Source organism: Streptomyces rishiriensis (assembly GCF_003112535.1).
GTDB lineage: Bacteria > Actinomycetota > Actinomycetes > Streptomycetales > Streptomycetaceae > Streptomyces > Streptomyces rishiriensis.
This window is the reverse complement of the sequence record NZ_BEWA01000012.1, coordinates 84,432-108,492: the sequence shown is the minus strand read 5'-3', so window position 1 is coordinate 108,492 and position 24,061 is coordinate 84,432. Positions and strand designations below refer to the sequence as shown.

19 protein-coding genes are annotated in these 24,061 nt (G+C 69.6%); 12 read left to right on the top strand and 7 right to left on the bottom strand.

What is annotated here, in order from left to right; translation table 11 throughout:
* Window positions 1-56 precede the first annotated feature (56 nt).
* Window positions 57-566, bottom strand: coding sequence for a protein-tyrosine phosphatase family protein (locus Sri02f_RS19800; RefSeq protein ID WP_109002654.1), 510 nt, complete (start codon window positions 564-566; stop codon window positions 57-59).
* A 111-nt stretch (window positions 567-677) separates the two neighbouring features.
* Here Sri02f_RS19800 and Sri02f_RS19795 point away from each other — a divergent pair, with 111 nt between their 5' ends.
* Entirely contained in the window at window positions 678-1,481 is an 804-nt protein-coding gene (locus tag Sri02f_RS19795) for a nuclease-related domain-containing protein (RefSeq protein WP_109002653.1), read from the top strand.
* A 71-nt stretch (window positions 1,482-1,552) separates the two neighbouring features.
* On the opposite strand, the gene ligD is transcribed toward Sri02f_RS19795, so the two are convergent.
* A complete protein-coding gene (gene ligD / locus Sri02f_RS19790; protein WP_109002652.1) occupies window positions 1,553-2,464 on the bottom strand; it encodes a non-homologous end-joining DNA ligase in 912 nt (303 codons plus the stop codon).
* A 55-nt stretch (window positions 2,465-2,519) separates the two neighbouring features.
* On the opposite strand from ligD, the gene ku reads away from it, so the two are divergent.
* Complete coding sequence (gene ku, locus Sri02f_RS19785; protein WP_445009689.1) at window positions 2,520-3,659, top strand: non-homologous end joining protein Ku; 1,140 nt, start codon at window positions 2,520-2,522, stop codon at window positions 3,657-3,659.
* A 133-nt stretch (window positions 3,660-3,792) separates the two neighbouring features.
* Here ku and Sri02f_RS19780 read toward each other — a convergent pair whose 3' ends face one another.
* Window positions 3,793-5,382 (bottom strand): acyltransferase family protein, encoded by a 1,590-nt coding sequence (locus tag Sri02f_RS19780; RefSeq protein WP_245970697.1) that lies wholly within the window; start codon window positions 5,380-5,382, stop codon window positions 3,793-3,795.
* Window positions 5,383-5,609: 227 nt separating this feature from the next.
* On the opposite strand from Sri02f_RS19780, the gene Sri02f_RS19775 reads away from it, so the two are divergent.
* The 3 genes from Sri02f_RS19775 to Sri02f_RS19765 all read left to right on the top strand — a co-directional run bounded on the left by Sri02f_RS19775 (window position 5,610) and on the right by Sri02f_RS19765 (window position 10,126).
* Window positions 5,610-6,893: an MFS transporter gene (locus Sri02f_RS19775; RefSeq protein ID WP_109002650.1), complete on the top strand. Its 1,284-nt coding sequence runs from the start codon at window positions 5,610-5,612 to the stop codon at window positions 6,891-6,893.
* Window positions 6,894-7,144: 251 nt separating this feature from the next.
* The gene (locus tag Sri02f_RS19770) at window positions 7,145-8,908 is read left to right on the top strand and encodes a glycoside hydrolase family 35 protein (RefSeq protein WP_109002649.1); all 1,764 of its coding nucleotides are present in this window, start codon (window positions 7,145-7,147) and stop codon (window positions 8,906-8,908) included.
* Between the two features lie 135 nt (window positions 8,909-9,043).
* Window positions 9,044-10,126, top strand: a complete 1,083-nt coding sequence (locus Sri02f_RS19765; protein WP_109002648.1) for a LacI family DNA-binding transcriptional regulator — start codon at window positions 9,044-9,046, stop codon at window positions 10,124-10,126.
* 211 nt (window positions 10,127-10,337) lie between these two features.
* Here Sri02f_RS19765 and Sri02f_RS19760 read toward each other — a convergent pair whose 3' ends face one another.
* Window positions 10,338-10,625: a DUF4190 domain-containing protein gene (locus Sri02f_RS19760; protein WP_109002647.1), complete on the bottom strand. Its 288-nt coding sequence runs from the start codon at window positions 10,623-10,625 to the stop codon at window positions 10,338-10,340.
* A gap of 285 nt (window positions 10,626-10,910) precedes the next feature.
* Here Sri02f_RS19760 and Sri02f_RS19755 point away from each other — a divergent pair, with 285 nt between their 5' ends.
* Both Sri02f_RS19755 and Sri02f_RS19750 read left to right on the top strand, forming a co-directional pair.
* Window positions 10,911-13,085, top strand: coding sequence for a TerD family protein (locus Sri02f_RS19755; RefSeq protein ID WP_109002646.1), 2,175 nt, complete (start codon window positions 10,911-10,913; stop codon window positions 13,083-13,085).
* Window positions 13,086-13,225: 140 nt separating this feature from the next.
* Complete coding sequence (locus Sri02f_RS19750) at window positions 13,226-13,756, top strand: hypothetical protein (RefSeq protein ID WP_245970696.1); 531 nt, start codon at window positions 13,226-13,228, stop codon at window positions 13,754-13,756.
* Between the two features lie 126 nt (window positions 13,757-13,882).
* Here Sri02f_RS19750 and Sri02f_RS19745 read toward each other — a convergent pair whose 3' ends face one another.
* On the bottom strand, window positions 13,883-16,126 hold the full coding sequence (locus Sri02f_RS19745) for an FG-GAP repeat domain-containing protein (protein WP_109002644.1): 2,244 nt from the start codon (window positions 16,124-16,126) through the stop codon (window positions 13,883-13,885).
* 241 nt (window positions 16,127-16,367) lie between these two features.
* Between Sri02f_RS19745 and Sri02f_RS19740 the strand changes: the two genes are divergently transcribed.
* Complete coding sequence (locus Sri02f_RS19740; protein ID WP_109002643.1) at window positions 16,368-16,784, top strand: DUF6262 family protein; 417 nt, start codon at window positions 16,368-16,370, stop codon at window positions 16,782-16,784.
* 23 nt (window positions 16,785-16,807) lie between these two features.
* Here the strand turns inward: Sri02f_RS19740 and Sri02f_RS19735 are convergent, their stop codons facing one another.
* Window positions 16,808-17,293 (bottom strand): hypothetical protein, encoded by a 486-nt coding sequence (locus Sri02f_RS19735; protein WP_174855671.1) that lies wholly within the window; start codon window positions 17,291-17,293, stop codon window positions 16,808-16,810.
* A gap of 155 nt (window positions 17,294-17,448) precedes the next feature.
* On the opposite strand from Sri02f_RS19735, the gene istB reads away from it, so the two are divergent.
* From istB to Sri02f_RS19715, 4 genes are all read left to right on the top strand, one after another.
* The gene (gene istB, locus Sri02f_RS19730; protein ID WP_281261901.1) at window positions 17,449-18,000 is read left to right on the top strand and encodes an IS21-like element helper ATPase IstB; all 552 of its coding nucleotides are present in this window, start codon (window positions 17,449-17,451) and stop codon (window positions 17,998-18,000) included.
* Between the two features lie 283 nt (window positions 18,001-18,283).
* Window positions 18,284-18,799 carry a DUF3761 domain-containing protein gene (locus Sri02f_RS19725; protein ID WP_109002642.1) on the top strand — a complete coding sequence of 172 codons (516 nt, stop codon included), beginning with the start codon at window positions 18,284-18,286 and terminating at the stop codon, window positions 18,797-18,799.
* Window positions 18,800-19,910: 1,111 nt separating this feature from the next.
* On the top strand, window positions 19,911-21,179 hold the full coding sequence (locus Sri02f_RS19720) for a restriction endonuclease (protein ID WP_109002641.1): 1,269 nt from the start codon (window positions 19,911-19,913) through the stop codon (window positions 21,177-21,179).
* Between the two features lie 231 nt (window positions 21,180-21,410).
* On the top strand, window positions 21,411-22,847 hold the full coding sequence (locus tag Sri02f_RS19715; protein ID WP_109002640.1) for a DNA phosphorothioation-associated putative methyltransferase: 1,437 nt from the start codon (window positions 21,411-21,413) through the stop codon (window positions 22,845-22,847).
* Between the two features lie 6 nt (window positions 22,848-22,853).
* Here Sri02f_RS19715 and dndA read toward each other — a convergent pair whose 3' ends face one another.
* Complete coding sequence (gene dndA / locus Sri02f_RS19710) at window positions 22,854-24,008, bottom strand: cysteine desulfurase DndA (protein WP_109002639.1); 1,155 nt, start codon at window positions 24,006-24,008, stop codon at window positions 22,854-22,856.
* Window positions 24,009-24,061: the final 53 nt, after the last annotated feature.

Below are 24,061 nucleotides of genomic sequence, written 5' to 3'. Positions count from 1 at the left end.
AGGCGCAGTGCTGTGGCGCTGACCACGGGCGAAACGATTACTCGGGTACGCGGCGGCTACTCGGCCAGTTCCTCCAGAAGCCGGGCCGTGGGCAACCCCGCCCGCAGGTACTCCACGAACAGCTCGTTGTGCAGGGCCCAGGGCGAGCGCCGTGACCGTATCAGCCGGATGGCCCCGTCGGCCGAGTGCCCCCGGCCCACCAACGTGTGGGCGACGACCAGGCCCGAACGGTTGTAACCGCTGTAGCAGCGCACGAGCACCGTGAGGCCCTCGTCCAGCGCGTCTCCCGCGGCCTGCGCCAGCCGGATCACCCCGGCGAGCTGGGTCCCGTCCAGCGGCCCGTCCGGGATCGGCCACACCTGGTGCCGCACACCCGGATCGGGCCCGTGCCCCTGCCGGGCCCGGGTCAGCGTCTGGACGAGATCGAACTCGTCGCGCGCCACGGCGAGCCGCGGCTCTCCGCCGGGCCCCCGGAACTCGTGGCCGCCCATCCACAGGCCGGGCACGATCTCGCTCCACGGACGATCCGGAACAGGTACGTCGGGCTGCTTCCTGCGGGTCCGCAACGGCGCCTCCCCAAACGCGCTGCCCAGTGCCTGCCCAACGCGCGCCGGGGATAACCGCCTTCTTGCCCCGGAGCGCCCCTCCTGTTCCCATGGTCGGAGGGGTGATGGTGCATGAACGGACTGCGCGTCATACCGACCCGGCGGCATGGCCGGGAGCGGCTCTACGTCCGCCTCGCGGACGGCAGCAACGTCGCCTGGTACGACCGTGAGGCGGCCAGGGTCAACCTCATCGGGGACGACCGCAGGGAGGACGTCCTGGAAGCCCTCGGCCCCTTCCTCACGGGCCCGGTGACGGTGGGCCCGCCCCCGGTGCCGACCCCGGCGGAACTGGCCCGGCTCTCCCTCCACCCGGACGACGACCTGGCCCCCAACCGTCCCGGCGAGGCCCTGGTGATCGACCTGGACCGCGACCCGCCCCCCGCCCACCGGCTCCGGACCGACCCGCGCCGCCACGCCCTCGCGGCCGAGCAGACGGTCGGCGAGGCCCTGGACCGCCTCGACGGCGCCGGCTGGCACACACTGCACTCCGTCGCGCTGCCCGGCGGGGACCGCGTCCACCACCTGGCCATCGGCCCGGCCGGCCTGTTCGCGATCCACGCCGTCTACGCCCGCAGACGCCGGGTCCGGATCGCCGACCCGATGGTCGCCCTGGGCCGCCGCGCCCCCGAGCCCCTGCTGCGCCGGGTGCGCGCCGACGCCGACCGCGCCTCCTACGCCCTGACGGCCGAGGTCCACCCCGTGCTGGCCCTCGTCGGCCCGACGGACGTCTCCGTGACGGCACCCCCGCGAACGACCCGCATCCTCACCGACGCCGACCTCCCCGACCTGGCCCGCCTGGGCGGCGTGCTGAAGCCGGCGGACGTGGAGGCCCTGCACGCGATGGCGCGGGACCGGGGGACCTGGGCGAGGGTGTGAGCAGGAACCGCCCGCCGCAGTAGCATCCCGGGTGCCATGGGGCGGCATTCCAGGTGTCTGGGGGGCGGGTGTCATGAGGTCGCCCCGGCCTCCGGCTCCGGCGCCGGCACCGTTCCCGCGTGCCGCGCGTCCGTCAGCGGCGCCAGCAGGTCGCCGAAGTCCTGCAACCGCGGCGCGACGTCGGACGCCAGGAACGTGAGCGTCCCGGCCGACCGGCACTCCTCGACCTCCTCCCACGTCACCGGCGCCGACACGGTCGGCTCGGCCCGGGCCCGCAGTGTGTACGGCGCGGCCGTCGTCTTGCGCGCCGCGTTCTGACTCCAGTCGACGAACACCTTCCCCGGCCGCAGGCTCCGCGTCATCCGGTGCAGCACCAGCCGCGGAGCGGCCCGTTCCGCCTCCACGGCCAGCTGTTTGGCGTACTCCGTGACCCGTTCGGACGACGCCCCCCGCACCGGCGCGAGCAGATGCAGCCCCTTCGACCCGGACGTCTTCGGGTACGCCTCGATGCCGTCCGCCGCCAGCCGCTCCCGCAGCCACAGCGCGACCTCGCAGCACTCGACGACGGTCGCGGGCGCGCCGGGGTCGAGGTCGAAGACGAGTCGGTCGGCGAGCTCCGGCTCATGGATCACCCACTGGGGCGTATGGAACTCGGTGACGAGGTTCGCCGCCCAGACGAGGCTCGCCAGGTCCTGCACGACGACCATCCGCGCCGGCCCCTCCGAGCGCGGCACCTCGGCGGTGGTGACCCACCCGGGCGTCCCGGGCGGCACGTTCTTGGCGAAGAACACCTGGCCGTCGGGCCCGTCCGGATAGCGCAGGAAGGACAGCGGCCGGTCGCGCAGATGGGGCAGCAGGGCATCGGCGACGGTCGCGTAGTAGTGCAGCACCTCGCCCTTCGTGAACCCGGTCGCCGGGTACAGCACCTTCTCCAGATTGCTGAGCGCGAGCCTCCGCCCCTCCACCTCGGTGATCGGCGTCATACGATGAGAATCACACGAAACCAGTGCATAACGCTCACTCGGGAGGGTGCTGCACGTGCGATCCATCTGGAACGGCGCCATCTCGTTCGGCCTGGTCAGCATCCCGATCAAGCTGGTGAACGCCACCGAGAGCCACTCGATCTCCTTCCGCCAGATCCACACCGAGGACGGCGGCCGCATCCGCTACCGCAAGGTCTGCGAGCTGGAGGAGCGCGAGGTCAGCTCGGCCGAGATCGGCAAGGGGTACGAGGACGCGGACGGCACGATCATCCCGATCACCGACGAGGACCTGTCCCACCTGCCGCTCCCGACCGCGAAGACCATCGAGATCGTGGCCTTCGTCCCGGCCGAGCGGATCGACCCGCTCCAGATGGACGCCGCCTACTACCTCCAGGCGGGCGGCGCCCCGGCGGCGAAGCCGTACACGCTGCTCAGGGAGGCTCTGAAACGCAGCCACAAGGTGGCCATCGCGAAGTACGCCCTTCGCGGCCGTGAACGCCTCGGCATGCTCCGCGTGGTCGGCGACGCGATCGCCATGCACGGCCTGCTCTGGCCCGACGAGGTGCGCGCGCCGGAGGGCGTCGCCCCCGACACCTCCGTCACCGTCCGCGACAAGGAACTCGACCTCGCGGACGCCCTGATGGACACCCTCGGCGAGGTCGATCTGGACGACCTGCACGACGAGTACCGCGAGGCCGTCGAGGAGGTCGTGGCGGCGAAGGCGGCCGGTGAGACGCCTCGGGAGGCCCCGAGCGCGCCGTCCAGCGGCAAGGTGCTGGACCTGATGGCCGCCCTGGAGAAGAGCGTGCGGGCGGCGAAGGAGTCGAGGGGCGAGGAACCGGAGCCCGCGGCGGACTCGGACTCGGAGGCGGACTCGGAGTCCGGGCCCGCGTCGGGGCGGGCGAAGGTGAGCCGCCTGCCCCAGCGCAAGTCCGCCCGCAGCGCGCCCAAGCAGACCGGCGGCAAGAAATCGACGTCGACGGCGAAGAAGACGGCGGCGGCCCCCAGGAAGTCGACCCAGGCGGCGAAGAAGTCGACGGCGGCCAAGAGCGCGACGGCGGCGAAGAGCACGTCGAGCGCCAAGAGCACGACGAAGAAGACCGCCGCCAAGAAGACGACGGCGACGGCGACGGCGACGCCGACCGCGAAGAAGACCCCGGCGAAGAAGACCGCAGCCCGCAAGCGAACAGCCTGACCGCCCAGCCGCCCGCCGCCCGCCGCCGAGCTGCCCAGGCGTCCAGGTCCCAGTCGCACCCGGTCGAGCAGGAGGTCATTGCGGGCGGCGGGCGGCGGCCGGCGGGTGCCGGTCACCGGATGCGGGTCGCGGGTCACGTCCCAGAACCGACCGTGCTCCCCGTGCTCCCCGTGCTCCCCGCGCTCCCCGCGCTCCCCGGATGCCCCGCAGTCCCCGGGCTCTCCGGAGTTCCCGGACTCTGTGCGCCACCCACGCTCGTGCCCTGGCCCCCGGCCTCCTTCCCGTCGACCGCGCCGGGGCCGTCGGCCCCGGCGGCCTCCCGGCGGCGCGCAGCGCCGGAGGAGACGCCGGCTCCCCGGGTCAGACTCAGCAGAACCGTGCCCGCCCCCAGCCCCACCGCGGGCCACACCGGAAACGTGCCCCCGTACGCGAAGCCGTGCCCCGCGAAGTACGTCAGTGCGCAGACGCTCATCCCGAGCCCACCCCACATCGGCCAGGACGCCGCTCCCCGAAGCCCCGCGTCGGGCCGCACCCGCGCCTCCGCGACGGCCACCCCCCGCTCCAGCGGCGACAGCGCCCGCACCACGCCCGCAAGGACTGCGCCCAGTACCAGCAGCCACGGCAACCGCAGCACCCACCAGGCGGCGGAGCCGTAGCCGGGTTCGGGAGCGAGGCCGGTCAGATAGAACGCGGCGGCGACGATCAGCACCGGCGCCATGTGCCACAGGTAGAGCGCCATGCTGCCGGCCCCCAGCACCCGCACGGCTCTCTCCACCCGGGCCCGTCGCAGCACCCGTCGCACGAGCGGTGCGACGAGCAGGGCCACCCCGACCTGCGCCACGGCCCAGGCCAGCATGGCGGGCGACGGCGGGTCGGCGTTGCTCAGCTCCTGCCCGGTCACCAGGATCAGACTCACGGGAAACGGACCCGGCCCGACCAGTGCGACGAACGCCGCCCCGCCGCCCACCGCGAGTGCGAGCGCGATCGGCGCAGCCGGCCGCCCGCCGTTGCCCAGCGTTCCGCTGCCGCCCAGCGTCCCGTCACCGCCCAGCGTCCCGTCGCGCCAGCAGAAGCCGAGTTGGTAGACGACCCCCCACACGAGCAGGTAGTTGAGCGCCCCGACGGCTTCGACGATCCCGGGACGGGGCGAACCGGCGGCCGCGACCGACGCACCGATGCCGAACCCGACGACGCCCATGCCCACGGGCACACGCACCCCCCAGCGTTCGTGGAGGGCGTACATCGCCGGTGTCAGGGCGCTGAGCAGCAGATACACCGGCAGGAACCAGAACTGCATGGCCAGCGCCCACCCCACCAGCGCCAGTGTCGCGGGGTCCACGCCCAGCCCGGCGCACACCCCGACGGCGAGCAGCACGAGGCCGCTGTACGCGGCGGCGGGGAGCAGCAGCCGCACCGCCCGCTGTCCCACCCACCCGGCGACGGTCCCGCCTGCGGACCGGGCCCGCACCCAGGAGCCGCCGGCGGCATGCCCTCCGGCGAGGAAGAACAACGGCATGATCTGGAAACCCAGGGTGAGCCACTGCGTCCAGGGCACGGTCGCCAGCAGCTCCGGCGCGACGATCTCCCCGTCCGGACGCCGGACCAGACCGGTGATCAGCCAGTGTCCGAGCACCACCAGCAGAATGGCCCAGGCCCGCAGAAAATCGACGTACCGATCGCGACCCCGCTCCCCGTCTCCGTCCCCATCTCGGTCTCGGCTCATGCCTCGCATGCTGCCGTTCCGCCAAAGCCCCTACGGCGTAAAGCCCTTGTCGCAACCAACCCGTGCCCGGTCCGACACCCCGTACGCCCGGTCCCGTGCCCGGCCCGACGCTCCGGGCTCCTTGCGACGGTCATCTTGACGGTCTGGATGTTACCGGTAACATCGACGCTCGTCGGAGCATCACCCGCATCCCACACCGCAGTGGGCCGTCCGCCACTGGAGTCCGCGTGACCGACCACCCCACGGCACAGCGCGCCCCGGCCACCCACCCCCACTCGCTCGCCCCGCCCGGGCCCGCCGCCCCGCCCACGCCCGTCTTCACCGCGTCCGCGGCGGTCGCCTCCTGTGCGGGCTTCGTCCTGATAGGCGCCCTGCAAGCCCTCTACGGTCCCTCGATCCCGTCCCTCCGTGACGAGTTCGGACTCTCGCCCTCCGCGGCGGGACTCGGCCTGAGCGCTCACTTCGTCGGCGGGGTCGCCGGAGTCCTCCTCTTCGACCGCCGCTACGGGCGCACGGGCAACCGCCGGATCCTGGGGGCCTCGTACCTCCTGATGGCGGCCGGAGCCGCAGGCTTCGCACTCGCGCCCGACTGGCCCGTGGCCCTCGTCGCGGCGTTCGTCGCAGGGCTCGGCTTCGGCGGCATCGACTACGGCCTCAACCAGCTCTTCTCCATCGGCTTCGGCCACCGCTCCACGGCGATGCTCAACATCCTCAACGCCCACTTCGGCATCGGCGCGATCCTCGGCCCGGCCCTGGTCGGCGTCGTCGGATCCGAGCACTACCGGGCCCTCTTCCTGGCCTTCGCGCTCGCCAACCTCCCCCTGCTGCTGTGCCTGGGAGGCGTGAGAAGCCACGCCCCGCACCCCACCGACCAGACCGGGACAGGCAGCGATCCCGATCCCACTGCCGGCGCCCATCCCGGGACGGGTGCCGCGGACCGAGCGCCGGCCAATGCCGCGCTGCACTCGGTCCTCGCGGTCTTCGTCACCCTCTACGTCCTGCACGTGGGCATCGAAGCGGGGGTGGGCGGCTGGGAGCCCACCCACCTGGAGACCGTCGGCTACGGTGCGGGCGCGGCGGCCACCGCGACCAGCGTCTACTGGCTGATGATGACCGTGGGCCGTTTTCTGGTCGCTCCGATCGCCCTGCGCTTCTCCGCCCGGGCCATCATCACGGTCTCGTGCGCCGGCATGACCGCGTGCCTGCTCCTGGCGGGCGTCCCCGACCTCGCCCCCTACGCCTACGCGGGCGTGGGCCTCTTCATCGCCCCGATCTTCCCCACCGGCCTGCCCTGGCTCAACCGGGCCGCCCCGAGAGCCCGTCGCGCCGGAGCGGTCGTCATCGCCGCGTCCATGCTGGGCGGCGTGGCAGCGGGCCCGGCCCTCGGCAGAACCATCGAGTGGTCGGGCGTCCGAGCGGTCCCCCTCATCCTCGCCGCGGTCTCGGCGGCCTGTCTGGCAGCCACCCTCTGGCTGGCCCGGGCGACGCAGACGCACCGGACGTCCGCCTGAGAGCGACCGCGGAACCGCACCCGAACCGCCTCGCACCCGAACCGCCTCGCACCCGAACCGCCTCGCACCCGAACCGCCTCGCACCCGAACCGCCTCGCACCCGATCGCGGAACCGCACCTGAACCGCACCTGAACCGCACCTGAACCGCACCTGAACCGCACCTGAATCGCCTCGCCCCCCATCTCACCGCATCGCATCCCACCGCATCGCATCCCATCGCATCGCGCCGCACCTGAACCGAAGGGACCCCATGCCCGCTCTCACCACGACCTCCGACGGCTTCCTCCTCCACGGAGCCCCCTTCCGGATCATCTCCGGCGCCCTGCACTACTTCCGGGTCCACCCCGACCAGTGGACCGACCGCCTTCGCAAGGCCCGCCTCATGGGCCTGAACACCGTGGAGACGTACATCCCCTGGAACCTCCACCAGCCCGAACCCGGCGCCCTCGTCCTGGACGGCCTCCTCGACCTGCCCCGCTTCCTCCGCCTGGCGGCGGCGGAGGGCCTGCACGTCCTTCTGCGCCCCGGCCCCTTCATCTGCGCCGAGTGGGACGGCGGCGGCCTGCCCCACTGGCTCACCGCCGACCCCGACATGCGCCTGCGCAGCAGCGACCCCCGCTTCACGGACGTCATCGACCGCTACCTCGACCTCCTCCTCCCGCCGCTTCTGCCGTACATGGCGGAGGCGGGCGGCCCGGTCATCGCCGTGCAGGTGGAGAACGAGTACGGGGCCTACGGCGACGACGCGGCCTACCTCAAGCATCTGGAGCAGGCCTTCCGCTCACGCGGTGTCGGGGAACTCCTGTTCACCTGCGACCAGACCGACGGCGACCACCTCGAGAACGGCACCATCCCCGGCGTCCTGGCCACCGGCACCTTCGGCAGCCGCGTCGAGACGTCGCTGCGGCGACTGCGCGAGGCGCAGCCCGAAGGCCCGCTCATGTGCGCCGAGTTCTGGATCGGCTGGTTCGACCACTGGGGCGGCCCCCATCACGGCCGGAACACCGAGGAGGCCGCCGCCGACCTGGACCGGCTCCTGTCGGCGGGCGCCTCCGTCAACATCTACATGTTCCACGGGGGCACCAACTTCGGTCACACCAACGGTGCCAACCACCACCATGCCTACGCCCCGACCGTCACGTCCTACGACTACGACGCCCCGCTCACCGAGAGCGGCGACCCGGGCCCGAAGTACCACGCCTTCCGCGAGGTCATAGCCCGTCACGCCCCGGTCCCCGACGAGCCGGCGCCCACCCCGGCCCCGAAACTCCCCCCGACCACCGTCGAGTTGACCCACCGCACCCCCCTCTTCTCCCTCGCCGGAAGCCCCGTCCGCGCCACGGACCCCCTCACCGCCGACGACCTGGACCAGCGGGCCGGATACACCCTGTACCGGACGACGGTCCCGGTCCACGGCCCCGGCCTCCTCCACTTCACGGGCGGCGTCGGAGACCGGGCCCAGGTCTTCCTGGACGGCGCCCCCGTGGGCGTCCTGGAACGCGAGCGCTACGACGAGACGCTGCCCGTGCACGTCCCGCGCCCCGACGCCGTCCTGGAGGTGCTCGTGGAGAACATGGGCCGGGTCAACTACGGCCCGCGTATCGGCGTCCCCAAGGGCCTCCTGGGCCCGGTCGCCTTCAACGGCACCCCTCTGCAGGACTGGGACTGCCACGCCCTGCCGCTGGACGACGCCCCCGCCCCGGCAGACCGCGCCCCCGCGTCGATCGCCACCGAGCCGCCCTGCGTCCAACCGGCCTTCCACCACGGCACGTTCGAGGTGAGGACCTCCGCCGACACGTTCCTCTCCCTCCCCGGCTGGACCAAGGGCGAGGCCTGGATCAACGGCTTCCACCTGGGCCGCTACTGGAACCGCGGCCCGCAGCGCACCCTCTACGTCCCGGCCCCCGTCCTGCGTCCCGGCGTCAACGACCTGGTCCTCCTCGAACTGCACGGCACGACCGCCCTCCGAGCCCACCTCACGGACACCCCCGACCTGGGCCCGTCGAGCCCCTGACACCCAGCACCCTCCCTCCCGCGTGCCACCGGCCTATCCTGTGGGTCCGCCGGGCAGGGCAGGGCAGGCCCGTCGGATCCGCGGTCGAGACCCCACTCGCCCGCGGATCACTCCAGGCCGAAGGAAGCACCCACCATGACCCCAGGCGCCGCCGACGGCCCGGCGACCAAGGGACGCAGCCGCCGCAACTTCGCGGGCGCCCGCCCGGTGATGGACGACGTCGCGAAACTGGCCGGCGTCTCCAAGCAGACGGTCTCCCGGGTGCTCAACGACCACCCGGCCGTCCGCGCCGAGACCCGGGAGGCCGTCCGGACGGCCATGCGCACGCTGGGCTACCGCCCCAGCAGCAGCGCGCGCTCGCTGGCCAGCGGCCGCACCCGCATGCTCGGCGTGATCTCCTTCGACGCGGCCCGCTACGGCCCCGCCTCCACCCTGACCGCGATCAACACGGCGGCACAGGAGGCGGGCTACCTGGTGAGCTCGATCGCCCTGGACACGGCGGACCGGGACACGGTGGTGCGGGCCGCGGACCGGCTGTCGGCCGAGGGCGCGGACGGCGTGATCGCGATCGCCCCGCAGGTCAGGGTGGCCCGGGCGCTGGCCGAGGCCCGTCTGGACACCCCGCTGGTCGTCATGGACAACGACCTCGGGGACGGCACCCCCATGGTCACCTCCGACGCCCGCACCGGCGCCCGCAAGGCGACGCGGCACCTCCTCTCCCTCGGTCACCCGACGGTCCGCCACCTCGCGGGCCCGACGGGCTGGTCATCGGCCGACCGCAGGGCGGAGAGCTGGCGCGACACCCTCAAAGCGGCCGGAGCGGAGATCCACGCCCCCCTCGTCGGCGACTGGAGCGCCGACTCCGGCTACGACCTGGGCCGCAGACTGGCCAAGGACCGGACCCTCACCGCGATCTTCGTGTCGAACGACCAGATGGCCCTGGGTCTGTTGCGCGCCCTCCACGAGGCGGGACGCCGGGTCCCCGAGGACGTCAGCGTCGTCGGCTACGACGACATCCCGGAAGCCGCCCACTTCATGCCCCCGCTGACCACGATCCGCACGGACTTCACGGACATCGGCACCATCGCGCTCCGCATCCTGCTCGACCGCATGGACACCCCGCCGCAGCCCGCCGACCCCCCTGCGACACCCGTCCCCGCCCTGACCCTCGTCCCCGTCGAACTGAAGATCCGCCACAGCACCGCCACGAGAGGCTGAGAACCCCGCCTCCGCACCACGAACACGACGGTGGGCCCGACCCCAGGCCGGACCCACCGTCACACACCCGCGCCCCGCACACTCATGCGGCCCAGACACTCACGCACCCACGGAATCACGCGCCCATGCCCCACATGGCCGCGATGCCATATCGGTATCCGTATCCGTATCCGTATCCGTATCCGTATCCGTATCCGAAGCCTGAGGCGCGTCAGCCGCCCACGTACCAGCTGAAACCGCCGTTGCTGGCGGCGACGGCGAGCAGCAGGAGCCAGAGCACCACGTCGACGACGCCGAGCACGATGCCCGCCTTCGCCATTCCGGCCCCGTTCCTGACGGACGCCTGCCGCCGGGCCACGGCGCCGAAGACGATGGCCAAGGGGCCGAGGACGATGTTCAGGAGGAACAGCCCGACGATGCCGCAGCACAGGCTGGCGATCGCGAGGCCGTTGGTGCGTGATCCGGAGGACGCGGCGGAAGAGCTGCCGTAACTCGTCATTGCACACTCCCGGTTGTCGGTTGCACGGACCGAACGGGTCACGCGCTCCTTACTTTCGACTTGGATCTCCGAGTGCCCCTTCGCGTCGCGGGCATGTCGACGGATCGTCAGATCCACGGCCGACTTCGACGATGTCGCGGTGAACGCGTTGTTCCGGGACGCAACCCCCGGGCTCGTCGTCAGGCACTACAGTCTCTCGTCATGCCGTGCGTCACATGGGGGTGACGTGAGCCGGATGGCCGGGTGCGAACCCGGGCGCCCGCGCGGTGAGCTCTGGGGGGCTTCATGCACGAGATGGTCAAAGGCTCGAACGTGGCGCTGGCGGCGCTGAGCGAGAACGCCGGTTCGCTGATCGCCGGACTGAGCTGGGTCAGCCCGACCGGCGACGGCGATGCGGACGTGTCCGTCCTGCTGCTGGACGCGAACGGCAAGGTCCGCGGCAACGGCGACTTCTACTTCTACAACAACCCCGTCGCCGCCGACGGAAGCGTGCAACTGCTGGGCAAGACCCCGACGGAGAGCGGCGACGAGGACCGGATGAGCTTCGACCTGACGGCGGTCCCCGCCGTCGTCGACCGCGTCGTCGTGGCGGCGAGCCGATACGAGGGGGCCGGCTTCGACGAGCTGGAAGACCTGAAGGTGACGCTGACCGACGCGGGCGGCGAGACCCTCCTCGTATTCGCCGTCGAGGACCCCGGCACCGTGAGCGCGATCATCTTCGGAGAGTTGTACCGGCGCGGGGACGAGTGGAAGTTCCGCGCCGTCGGACAGGGCTACGACACCGGCCTCGCCGGTCTGGCGACGGACTTCGGCGTCGACATCGACGACGAGGCCGCGACGGAGACGCCGAACGGCGCCCAGAGCGGCGAGCAGACGGAGAGCGGCGCGCGGGCCGAGAGCGGCGAGCAGGCCGAGAGCGTCGGCCAGGCCGGGAGCGTGGGCCAGGCCGAGAGCGTGGGCCAGGCCGAGAGCGGTGCGCGGGCCGGGAGCGTCGGCCAGGCCGACACGGCCGTCGCGGCTCCGGCCGTCGAGCAGGAACCGCAGCCCACGCCGGGCGGCTTGGTGCCCACCCCTCGTTCGCCGGGCGACGCGGTGGAACCCGGGAAGTCCGAGAGGACGGCACGGCCGCGCACCGCGAAGAAGAAGGTCACCGTGCCCAGGGTGACCAGGAAGTCCCTGGCCGACAACGACTCCTGGAAGCAGGCCAGGCTGTTCCCGGTCTCGGCGCTCAAGAGCGACCGGGACCGGGAGATGCGCGCCACGTCGGTACTGCTGTCGGTGATGGCCCAGGTGCCGGAGTTCGGCCGCAGACTCACAGCGGCGTTCGGAGCGCCGGCGGGCCGTATGGAGACCTTCACCGAGGTCTCCCTGCCGCACGGCGACACCCCGCGCCGTCCCGACGGGATCATCCGCGTCGAACGGGCCGGGAAGCTGTGGACCGCCCTGGTGGAGACCAAGACCAACGGCAACGGCCTCAAGTCCGAACAGGTGCAGGCCTACGCGGACATCGCCGCCCGCCGCGGCTACGAGGCCGTGATCACGCTGTCGAACGACGTCGCGCTGGAAGGAAGCCCACTCGTCGACGTCAAGATCGACGGCCGGCGCAAGCACAAGGTGGCTCTGCGGCACCTGTCCTGGGCCGAGGTCACCCACGTGGCACAGATGCTGATCGGGCACGAGGGCGTCGGGGACAAGGCCCATGCCTGGCTGCTCCAGGAACTGCTGCACTACCTGCGGCACGAGAACTCCGGCTGCCACGGCTTCCAGAACATGGGGGCCGCCTGGGTCCCGGTGCGCAACGGAATCGAAGACGAGACCCTGTGCCAGGGAGATCCGCGTGCCCTGGAGGTCGTCGAGAGCTGGGAACGGCTCATCCGGCAGATCTGCCTAAGCCTCGGCGGCGAACTCGGACAGAAGGTGCTGCCCGTCCAGCGGGCCAAGCGCGGAGCCGATCCGGGAACCCGTCGCATCGGCCTGGCCGACCGACTCTGCCTCGACGGCAGGCTGCAGGCCGAACTCCGGATCGAGGGCGCACCCGGAATCCTGGGGGTCGGCGCCGACCTGCGCACCGGCAGGCTCCGCACCTCCGTCGAGATCCCCGCCCCCGAGCAGGGCTACCCCCTGACCTGGGCCAAGCGCCTCGTCCGCCACCTGGCCGAGGCCCCGGCGGACCTCCACATCGAAACCCTCGTCGAAGGGGACACCGGCGGACCGCGGGGGACACTGGAACGACTTCGCCCGGAGCCGGCGGACCTGCTCCCCAAGCAGAACGACACCCGCATCACCGGCTTCCGCCTGTCCCTGTTCAAGAGCATGGGAAGCAGCCGCGGAAACGCCGAATCCGGCTTCATCCGCAGCGTCGACGACGCGGTGCACCGCTTCCACAACACCGTCGTGGTCCACCTGGATCGGCTGACGCCCCGACAAGCGCCGGCGCAGGAAAGCACCGGAACCCCCTGACAACCTCGGAACCCCTGACAACCTCGGAACCCCTGACAACCTCGGAACCCCTGACAGCCTCTGGCGACGCCTGACAACCTGTGTCCTCGGGACGGCGTCAGCCGCGAGGCGTCAGGGGGGAATCGGCGTTGTGGGAGCAGGTGCCGGCATTGCTGGGGGTGGTGGTCGGAGCGGCGAGTTCGTACGTGGCGACGAACATCGCCGAGCGGAACCGGTGGCGACGAGGCCGGGCCGAGCGATGGGACGTGAAGCGGCTGGACGCGTACGCGTCCTACGCCAACATCCTCAAGCAGCAGCTGAGCATCGCGCAGCGCATGGGCGCCGCACGGGGCTTTCCGCACACGGCGGACCCGCTGGACCCGGAACCGGGCATGACGCAGCTCGCGGAGAACGAGGTGCGGCGAGCGGCCGAGTGGGAGTCCGTCCTCCTGATCGGGGAGGCCGAGACGATCGGCGCCGCACGTCAGTGGCACGAGGCGGTGTGGAACGTCGAGCTGTACGCGCGCGGCCTGAAGGACGATCACGCAGGATGGACCAGAGCCGTACAGCAGGTGAGCCGAGCGCGCGACGCCTTCTACGCCCTGGCCCGACGCGACCTGGACATAGCGGGGCCGCCTCCGCCTTCGGGCAACTGGCCCCGGGCCTGGCAGCAGGAGGACGAGCCCATCTGACCGAGGACGCCCGCACCGGCCCGCGACCCCACCACGGCAGCCCCGCGGTGGGGTCGGGTGCGAGCGCCGAACGTCAGACGGCCCGGGGCGGGACGGACCACCCGGACACGACCTGACGAAGCACCGCTAGGCGATGTCGTCGAACGTGGCGCCCTCGCCCGCGTAGAGGTCGGTCGTCAGCCGGCTGAAGGGGGCCGTCGTCGAACCGGTCGAGCGGTAGACGTACGTGCCGTTCGGGCCGTGGGCGACCAGGTCGGGGCGGCCGTCGGCGGTCACGTCGCCGGCGCCGACGAGGTGGGAGAAGGCGTTCCACCCGGAACCGATCCTGACGCGAGCGGTGAAGTTGCCGGCGCCGTTGCCCTGGTACATCCACAGGACGCCCGAGGTGTCGCGGGCGACGAGGTCGCCGGCCGCGGTGCCCGCGACGTCGCCGACGGCGGTGATCTGGTTGTAGATCTGCCAGCCGCCGCCGAGCCGGACTCGGGCCGCGAAGGGGGCGGTCGAACCGCCCGTGCCCCTGTACAGCCACAGGACGCCGGAGGCGTCGGTGGCCAGGAGGTCGGATCGGCCGTCTCCGTCGAGGTCGCTGCCGCCGGTGAGCTTCTGGTAGGTCTGCCAGCCGGCGCCGACCTTGACGCGGGCCGCGAAGGCGCCGTCGCCCCTGCCCTGGTACATCCACAGGACGCCCGAGGTGTCGCGGGCGACGACGTCGCCCGTGGGGGAGCCGGCGACGTTCCCCACCGCCTCGATCTGGTTGTAGACCTGCCAACCGGTCCCGCTCCTCGTCCGCCCGGCCGTGGCCACCTTGCTGTCCGACGGCCAGTCGAAGAGGTCGTCCCGCCACAGCACACCCGAGGCGTCCCGCGCGAGGACGTCCGTCGAGCCGTTGTCGGTGAAGTCGTGCGGGTTGGCCTGACGCGAGACCTGGAAGCTCCCCTGGGCCGTCGCCGTGCCGCCGACGCCGTCGGCCGGGGTGGCGGTGATCTGCCAGGTGTAGGCGCCGTTCGGGGCGCTGCCGCCTTCCAGGACGCCGTCCCAGACGAAGGCGAACCGGCTGCCGGAGACCGGCCGGGCCAGGTGCGCGGTGAGCTTCCTGCCGGTGGCCGTGTGCGTCAGCGTGAGGTCCACGGTGGCGTTCGCGAGGGACAGGGTCCACTCCATCGGGACCGTGGCGCCCGCCGTCTCCAGGCTCACCGCGGTGGGGACCTTCGACTCGGTCGCCTTGAGGGGCAGGACCCGGCCCGTGCCGGGCACGAGCGTGGCGCTCGGAAGGCCGCCGGTCCCCTCCCAGATCCGGAACAGCCCGTCGGTGCTCGCCGTGGCGCCGCGCACGAGCAGGCCGCCGTCAGGGGCGTGGGCCACGCTGGAGAAGCGCTCCAGGAGTATGTACGGCGCGGCGGTGGGATCGGTGACACTCCGGGCGTACAGCGGGCTCGGCGTCCCGTCCGCCGCCTTGCCGGGGACGCCGTAGAGCAGTGTGTCCCGGGTGACGCCGACGATGACGGCCCCGCTCATGGAGCTGTCCATGGCGTACATCCGGTGGACGAACGTCCCGTCCACGAGGAGTTCGGTGACCCCGGCCCGGTATTCGACCCACGCCTCGTAATCGGCGGTGTAGGCGCCCGTCGAGGCCTGGGCCCACGGGCCGATGGCCTTCCTGCTGCCCGACTCGATCGCGGCGTCGCCGCCGACGGTCGTGCGCGTCTTCCAGTACTCGGTCCGGAACGTCGACGAGCTGGGGAAGACCCGGTTGCTGCTCAGGACGAGCATGACATCGCTGGTGGAGGCGATGACCTTGAAGTCCATGCTGTAGGAGTTCGAGGACCGCTTCGTCTTCTTGACGACCCCGTCGACCTGGGTGAGCTGCCACAGTTCCTGGTAGCCGCCGCTGCCCGTCGGAACCTTCACGAAGAGGTTGTCGCCGACCACGCCGACGAGCTTCGCGCCGGGCTTGAACTCGGCCGCGAGATCGTAGGACGCGGACCAGGTGGCGTCGTCCTTCATGTCCCGCAGGAAGACCGTGCTGCCGCCGTCGCTCGTCACGACGACGTCGGAGCTGCTGTCGTAGCCCACGACGCCCGCGCTGATCGGCAGCACCGAGCCGTCGGCGTACTTGTGCCACTCCAGAACCCGGTTGCCGGAGTCGTCCGTCCGGGACGTGAGGAATCCGGTGTCGCCGGTGCTGACGACCTCGGAGCCGATGGCCAGATCCGCCTCGTCCGCGGTGCCGGCGGTGACCCCGGTCATGGGCGCGGGAGCGGGAGCGGCGGCGGCCCCGGGCGAGGCCAACACGCCGGCGCCGACCGTCACGGCGAGAACGGCCGCGACGGAGGCGCAGAGACGGCGTCGGGTGGTGCGTCGGGAAGCCAAGGAAGCCCTTCCTGATGAGCCGGGGCGTACGCACATCCGTGCGTGCCGCTGGATCGGACCTGCGAAGGGGAAGGGGGGTTGTACGAGTTGCTCGTACTCTTTTCCGCGACACGGAGCGGAAGAGCGGACGGGGAGCGCAGGGCACGCCCCCGAGACCGACCGCCGGCCGATCCAGACCCGGCCGGCGAAGCCGGCTGAACGACGCCGCACGGCCCGGCCGGACGACACGGCCCCGCCAACCGTGCCTCCTGCTGACCGGCGGATCGCCGCCCTGCGGCAGGCCGCCCAGGACAAACACCAGCAGGCCGTCCAACGAGCGGAGGCGGGCATCCGCAAGCTGATCAAGGAGGGCGAGGAGATCAACTTCCGGGCCGTCGCCCGCAGGGCGGGCGTCAGCCTGGACTTCCTCTACGCCCACACCCACCTGCGTAACCGCATCGAAACCCTGCGCGGCCAGCAACGGACCGAGGACCGACCTCTCCCTCACGCGCCCTCAGCCGACGACGGTACGGTCATCCATTCCCTTACCGAAACCCTTCGTCGTGAGCACACCACCCACCGCGAGCGCGTCCAAGAACTCGAACAGCGACTGGCCGCCGCACACGGCGAGATCCTGCGCTTGCAACGCGTGATCCAGTCACACGGCCCAGGGCTGTGACAGCGCTCTCCGGGCTGCAGAACCTACGATCCAGAGCGCAATCCCAGAGCACTGTGCTCCACCACACCCGAGGGAAGATCACTCTTTCCCGAAGCCCTGGCAGTCAACTCAACAAGGCCAGCCCGGAGTTCAGCGGCGGGCTCACCAAGGACGATCGCGCTGATGATCAGCTCCATCATCAGACAGTCGTACTCGTCGCCCATGCTCCGATAGCGCTCCCCATCGGCCTCCACCACAGCAGAGGCGATGCTCCTCCCACGGCCAGCCGCGGGGGCAAAGGACACCTCATAGACGCCGTGACCGGTCCAACTCCGGTGCATGAAAAGGACATCGCCTTCAACGAAGACGTTCCACTTCTCATCCATGTCCCGGGCTCGATATCCGCGCTGGATCCGGTCCCAGTCCTCGTCAGTCCAGAGACGATCCGGCAACTGAGACACCGGCCGGGGCGTGCTGATCGGGTGGAGGCGCCGGAACGACTCTCGGGTGAGCGGGGCAGCGGCAGTCATGACGTGATCCTATGGAAGCACCACTCCAACAAAACAGTGGATTACCTCCAAGAGCAGGCAACCTGGGCGGAGGCCGCGCCTCAGCCGCCTTCCCGACGCGTCCGCAGCGTCCTGAACAGCAGCTTTGCAAGAATCCTCATCACTACCCCAGATAACTGCGGGACTTCGACTTCGCTCACCTGCGCGGGCTGAAGCGGGAGGCGGTGGCCCATCTGGGCACCCTGGACTTCATCACCGGCAAGGAGAAAGTGGTCTTCCTCGGCCCGCCCGGCACCGGCAAGACCCACCTGGCCATCGCGCTGGGCATCCGCGCCTGCCAGGCCGGACACCGTGTCGCGTTCGCCACCGCCTCGCAGTGGGTCGACCGCCTGGCCGCCGCCCACACCACCGGCAGGCTCCAGGACGAGCTGCTGCGACTCGCGCGCGTCCCCGTTCTGGTGATCGATGAGGTCGGCTGCATCCCGTTCGAACCCGAAGCGGCGAACCTGTTCTTCCAGCTGATCTCGGGCCGCTACGAACGCGCGTCCGTGGTCGTGACCAGCAACAAGCCCTTCGGACGCTGGGGAGAGGTCTTCGGTGACGACACCGTCGCCGCCGCCATGATCGACCGTCTCGTCCACCACGCCGATGTGCTCTCCTTGAAGGGAGACTCCTACCGGCTCAAAGACCGTGACATCGGCCGCACACCGAGCGCGGCAACCGGGTGAACAACTGCACACACGGGGTCAAAAGTCACCGACCCCAAAGGGGTCCAGGTTCAGAGCGCCGACACCTGACATCCTGTCCGGCTTGCTTGTCGCTGATGAGGCAACTCTTGCGCCGTGTAGGGCACCAGGGCCCGCCTGATGGCCGGGGTCCCGCTGCGTGTCGGCCTGCAGGGACAGTTGGGAGCCGCGAGGTCACAACTGGATCACCGTCTTCACCATTTCCTCACGCATGGCGTACCGGTGTAGGTAGCTTCACCCCTCACGTACTGAAGCAGGGGGCCCTGTGAGCTACTACCCGCCTCAACCGCCTTTCCAGCCTCCGCCGGGACCGCCGACCACCCGTCCCGCCCCGAAGTGGGCCCGCAATCGCTTCGTACTGCCCGCCCTGGGCCTCGCGTTCCTCATCGGCCTGGGCGGCGCCGGCCCAGACAGCCAGAACCCGAACACGACGAAGACGGCGGTCAGCGACAAGGCGCAGCCGACGGTCACGGCCACGGCCACGGTCACCGCGACAGCCACGGCGACGGAGACCGCGACGCCGAAGCCTGCGCCGACCGTGACGGAAACGGTCAAGGTGAAGGTGACCGTCACCGCGCACGCCGCTGCCGCAGGATCGGGAACGGGCGGCAGTTTGTCGTCTGGCGGATCGTCGTCCAGCGGCGGCTCCAGCTCGTCGGGCGGCTCCAGCTCCGATGGCGGCGGCGCGACGGCTCTGTGCAACGACGGTACGTACTCGTACGCCGCTCATCATCAGGGCGCCTGCTCACATCACGGCGGTGTGTCTGTCTTCTACCGGTAGCCAACGCCTCGGCCCGGTGCTTCCGACGGCTGTGCGAGCACGGAACCGCCCGCCCCGCCGAACCGAGGAAGGCAGATCCCGCCCTCTCGGGACCTCTAGGCCCGCGCGGGCGTCACAACGCCCGGCCGACCCGTCACGGCATAAGCGCGGGCTGGAACAGAGGCCGCCGCGACAGGCGCGGCCGAGGGATAGGCCTTGCTCCCCCAAAGGCCGAGGCTCAAGGTCGTCGCACACGCGGGGCCTCACCTACGGGGACGCCTCAAGACCCCGTCCACCTCATCCACGGACCCCGACATACGACCGCTCCGAGCGGCACACGGCTGCACATACGCCAAGACCCCGTCCTCAGCGAAAGCGCTGGTGGCGGGGTCTTTGGGCACCTAATCCAAGGTGCCCCCGGCAGGATTCGAACCTGCGCACACGGCTCCGGAGGGCGCTTCAGCTGGCACTGAACCTCCAGGTCAGGGTGCTTCTGCGAGCTAGCCGATCGCAACTGGTCCGCATATGGTCCACGGGCACCTTCGGATGCAGCTGTGTGCCGGTTGCCCCTCCCCTGCGCCGCTGCCGTCGCGACCAAGGCCGCAAGCGGTGCCGATGACGGCCTGCCAACTCTGCTTCAGGGGGAAGCCGTCTTGGCCCCGGGCTGTCATCGACCTGGCCGAGGCCGCCAGATGCACCGTACGACTGATCCGCCACTGTCTTCGTTGCGCTCAGGACGGTCGTCACTGTCTTCGCTGCAACAAGCTCCGGAGGCTAGGTGAAGACAACGATGTACGTCAGAGCAACCTCCAGGCGTCAACGCGGCCGTTGCGTCTACATATAGGGCACGGCCGACGATTTTGCCGACGGACCCCTCCTGGGGGTGTTCCCTGGCCAGCCGGCGAAGCGGAGGGCGTCTGCTTCAGCACTGTCTGAGCTGGTCAGGGGGATGGGTAGGTCTCGATAGCCACCTCGTCCGCCGCCTGTCCGATGGGTGCGGGGCCAAATGCCCTGGCGACACGATGAGTTGTCAGACCTCGGTGTCATGCTTGCTCCTGATACTCGCCTCGCCTCATGCGTCGGCCGTACCGACAACACGCGCACAATCTGACAGAAGGTACGCAAACCTCTGATGGACTCCGCCTTTACAGTTCTCGCCACTCCTGGACAGCTCACCGCTCGCAAGGTCTACGAAGTCCTCCGTGACCACAGTGGGGGCCCTCTGGAGTTTGACCGAATTCTCACAGAATTGGGTGACGAACAGATTGCCGGCAGCACCCTTGCGCAAGAGCAGCTGCTTGAAGCGTTGTTGAGGGATGACAGATTGCGTTCGGCGCGAGGATATCGACAGCGCTTTTCAATGTCCGGGAGGTCTATTCGCCTCCGCCCTCCCGGCAACCGAGCTGAGCTGGCCATTGAACAAGAAAATGGGCAAGTCAAGGAGCAGCTGCTGAAGCAGTTGCGAGAGGTTCCTCCAGAGGTCTTCGAGCACATCGTAGCCGATTTGTTCACTGCGATGAAATACGAAGACGTAAAGGTCACTAGAAGATCTAAGGATGGTGGCGTTGACGTCCGGGCCACTCTCGTTGCAGGCGGCGTTATGACAGTACCTACCGCGATCCAGGTGAAGCGCTGGTCGAAACCGGTAACAGTAAAGGAGGTCAGAGAGCTCAGAGGCACGCTGAGGGCCGGTACGCAAGGGATCATTGTGACCACTGGAGGGTACACTAAAGATGCTCCCAAGGAGGCCCTGGATGATGCTCTCACTCCAATTCACCTGATCGATGGCCGGTTGTTGACTGATTTGCTAACCGAGCACGGTATTGGCGTCCAGGCGTCCCGTCTTTCCCTCCTTTCTCTCGACTTGGAGGCCTTGGCAACTATTACAGGAAAGGTTGGTAGCCCCCTTCAAGGAAGCTCCTCTCAACCGTCTCAAAATGCTCAGCCGCGCTACTACATCGAGAAGATGCCATCGGATCGTGGCAAGGATCTCTTGGGCTGCATCGTTTCTATGACCGACCTTGCCGACGGCCAGCCGAGTTGGGATGACTACGTCGTCAGATTCCAAGAGCGGTTCCCTACGATCACGCGCTCCGATGAGGCGCGTCGACGGTCCCGTGTCCTGGTCTCCCTGGGGCTAGTGGATGTTGAAAATGACCACATGAACTTGACCCTGGCTGGTCGGAAATTGCTGGAAAACCCTGATTCAAACTTCCTCCTCGAGCTGTTCCTAAGCCGGATTGTGGGTGCCCGGGAAATCGAAGGTCTATCCAGGTCTCTCACAAGGGCGGATCTACGCAAAAAACTCCAGGACGGATCCCTGGCGGGGCTTACACCTACGCAAGCGACACTGGTTGAGAAGTGGCTCAGTCACATAAAGAGGCCTGCCGCATCCCGATAGCACGCGTGGTAGCAGACGCGCCGGCGGCGAGCGTCAGGTGCTGCACCTCTCGCGTGTGCTCATAGCCGGGCTACGTTTACCATCGCAAGGACTGGCCAGGGTGCGCGAAACCGTCCACTGCCAGACAGCCGCCTGCTGGTGCTTTGGGGGCAACTTTGTCGTTGCGTAGGTGTGCCGGTCCCATGTCTTCTATCCTGTTGATGGTGTCGTACCTGGACGCAGGTGTCTGTTATGCAGCAAATCTGGGGTAGCGAGCGCCGCCGGACGGCGATTGGGCGGATGGCGCTGTCGGTGCCCGCGCGTCAGGCGCTGGCGGACCGCCAGTTGGTATCTGAGCGAACGATCCTCGACTACGGCTGTGGCCGTGGTGACGATGTCAGAGCATTGCAGCAACTGGACTGCCAGGTGGCGGGGTGGGATCCGTATTACAGCCCTGGCACGCAACTGGTCGCCAGCGACGTTGTGTTGCTGACCTACGTGTTGAACGTAATCGAGGATCCGCTGGAGCGTCGGCAGACCTTGAAGCAGGCGTGGGAGTTGACTTCGACGCTGCTGGTTGTCTCAGCCCGGCTGACCTGGGAAAGGTCAAAGGTCCAAGGTCAGCAGTTCGGTGACGGCCTACTGACGAGTCGGCAGACGTTCCAGCATCTATATGCCGCGAGTGAGCTTCGGGCGTACGTGGAGCAGGTGACCGGCGCGCGGGTGGTGGCGGCCGCGCCCGGAGTCGTCTACGCGTTCCGGGACGAGGGCGCCCGTCTGAGCTACCTGGCGCAGCGGGTGATCCCGGATGCCGAGTGGCTTGCTTCCGAAAACACTGCCTCAGCGGTGAGTGCGGTGGTGGACTTCTTCGAGCGCAGGGGACGTCCGCCGCGGATTGAGGAAATGCCGCGGACTGTTGCGGAGCTCTTGGCTCACCTGAGGCCCGGTGACGTCAAGCGCCTGGTGCGGGATGGCGCTGATCCTGAGCGGGCCACTGCGGGGGCTAAGCGATCGACGTTGAACACGTTGCTCTACCTGGCGGTGGAGCTGTTCAACGGTCGCGGGCCGTTCGGGCGTCTGCCAGTGGGCTTGCAACAGGATGTGCGCACGTTCTTCAGTTCCTACAAGGAGGCTTGTCAGCGGGCTGACCGACTGTTGTTGAAGCTCCGTGACGACGGCTATGTGCGTAATGCCATGAACGCCTCCATTGCCGGTAAGGTGACACCGACGGCGCTGTACGTGCATCGACGCGCGCTGGAGCGGATCCCGACGGTATTGCGCTTGTACGAGCACTGCGCATCGATCGCTGCCGGTCGCCCGGAGCAGTGGACGGTGGCCAAGCTCAAGCACCAAGGGCGAGCGGTTTCGTGGCTGGACTACCCGGACTTTGACAAAGACCCGCATCCGCGGATCCGGTCCTCCTACATGGTGGACCTGCAGACGCTTGAGGCGTCCCACCTCTCATACGAGAGCTCGGCCAACCGGCCGCTGCTGCACCGCAAGCACGAGTTTCTGGCACCGGATGATCCGGACGTGCCGCGATACCGCCGGTTGACCGAGTCTGAGATGCGGGCGGGGTTGTATGAACGGCCGCACCTGATCGGGACCGAGAACGGCTGGCAGGCCGAGCTCGTCAGGTGCGGCCGGCAGCTGCGCGGGCACCGGCTGGTGCGCCGCTCCGAGGCGTAGGGCTGGTCAACCTCCCTGAGGCTGCATGCTGGCGATGGTCTCGGCGAGCGGGAGAGGATCGAAATCGGCTGCTTGGGAAGGGAACCAGGAAAGACGCAGCCCGTTGGCAGCCACGGCGTCGTCCAGGCCCATCGCCTGAAGGACGTGGCTGGGCGTGTAGGAGGCGCTGGTACAGGCCGAGCCGGTGGCGATGGCGACCTGGTCTTTGAGGCGGACGATGAGTGCTTCGGCATTCAGCTCATCGAAGCTGACGTTGAGGATGTGGGGGACGCTGTGCTCGGGGTCTCCGTTGAGGCGGAAGCGTGTCGTGCTGAGCGCAGCAAGGATCCGTTCGCGCATCGCCTTCGCCTCCCGCTCCCACGTTTCCCGCCTCTCGGTGAAATTCTTCGCGGCCTCGAACAGGCCCATGATCAACGGCACTGCGAGGGTGCCTGGGCGCAGCTTGCGCTCCTGCCCACCGCCGAACATGATCGGCTCAAGCGGCACCTTGTCCCATCCCCGCCGGCGGGTGATAAGAGCGCCGACGCCCTTCGGAGCGCCGATCTTGTGGCCGGAGATGCTGATCAGGTCGATGGGCGCCATCAGGTCGGCGGGGACCTTGCCGTAGCCCTGAGCGGCGTCGACGTGCAGATAGGTGGGTGTGACGCGCAGCTTCTCGGAGAGTTCGGCGACCGGCTGGATGACGCCGGTTTCATTGTTGACGTGCATCAGCGACACCATCAGGGTGTCCGGACGCAGCCGCTCAAGCACGGCGTCGGCAGTGATGCGGCCGCTGGGGCCAGGGGAGAGGAAGTCGACCTCGAAGCCGCGGGTATCGCGTAGGTGCGTCAGCGGCTCCAGCACCGCCTTGTGCTCGATGGCGGAGGTGATGATGTGCTTGCGGCCTGTGAGCTCGCCGTGCGGCGCCAGTCCGAGCAGAGCGATGTTGTTGGACTCCGTCGCCCCGCTGGTGAAGATCACTTCTTCCGTCTTGGCGCCCACGGTGCCGGCGATGAAGGAACGCGCCTGCTGCACCGCCTTCTTGGCGCGTGCACCGTACTCGTGGGTGCGGCTGCCGGCGTTGCCGAAGTCTTCGGTCATCCAGTGCAGCACCACCTCGGCGACCCGCGGGTCGACCCGTGTCGTCGCTGCCACATCTAGGTACGCCACCACGGCGCTCACCCGCCTCTTTGCACGCTTCCACCACAGTCGTACGTCAAGTAATTAACGTACAC

What these genes read in the sequence shown, in the direction of transcription:
- Sri02f_RS19795 (WP_109002653.1), top strand. Translation starts at nt 678, where the DNA reads ATGAACGGACTGCGCGTCATACCGACCCGGCGGCATGGCCGGGAGCGG.
- ligD (WP_109002652.1), bottom strand. Translation starts at nt 2,464, where the DNA reads ATGACGCCGATCACCGAGGTGGAGGGGCGGAGGCTCGCGCTCAGCAAT.
- Sri02f_RS19780 (WP_245970697.1), bottom strand. Translation starts at nt 5,382, where the DNA reads ATGAGCCGAGACCGAGATGGGGACGGAGACGGGGAGCGGGGTCGCGAT.
- Sri02f_RS19770 (WP_109002649.1), top strand. Translation starts at nt 7,145, where the DNA reads ATGCCCGCTCTCACCACGACCTCCGACGGCTTCCTCCTCCACGGAGCC.
- Sri02f_RS19765 (WP_109002648.1), top strand. Translation starts at nt 9,044, where the DNA reads ATGACCCCAGGCGCCGCCGACGGCCCGGCGACCAAGGGACGCAGCCGC.
- Sri02f_RS19760 (WP_109002647.1), bottom strand. Translation starts at nt 10,625, where the DNA reads ATGACGAGTTACGGCAGCTCTTCCGCCGCGTCCTCCGGATCACGCACC.
- Sri02f_RS19755 (WP_109002646.1), top strand. Translation starts at nt 10,911, where the DNA reads ATGCACGAGATGGTCAAAGGCTCGAACGTGGCGCTGGCGGCGCTGAGC.
- Sri02f_RS19735 (WP_174855671.1), bottom strand. Translation starts at nt 17,293, where the DNA reads ATGACTGCCGCTGCCCCGCTCACCCGAGAGTCGTTCCGGCGCCTCCAC.
- Sri02f_RS19720 (WP_109002641.1), top strand. Translation starts at nt 19,911, where the DNA reads ATGGACTCCGCCTTTACAGTTCTCGCCACTCCTGGACAGCTCACCGCT.
- Sri02f_RS19715 (WP_109002640.1), top strand. Translation starts at nt 21,411, where the DNA reads ATGCAGCAAATCTGGGGTAGCGAGCGCCGCCGGACGGCGATTGGGCGG.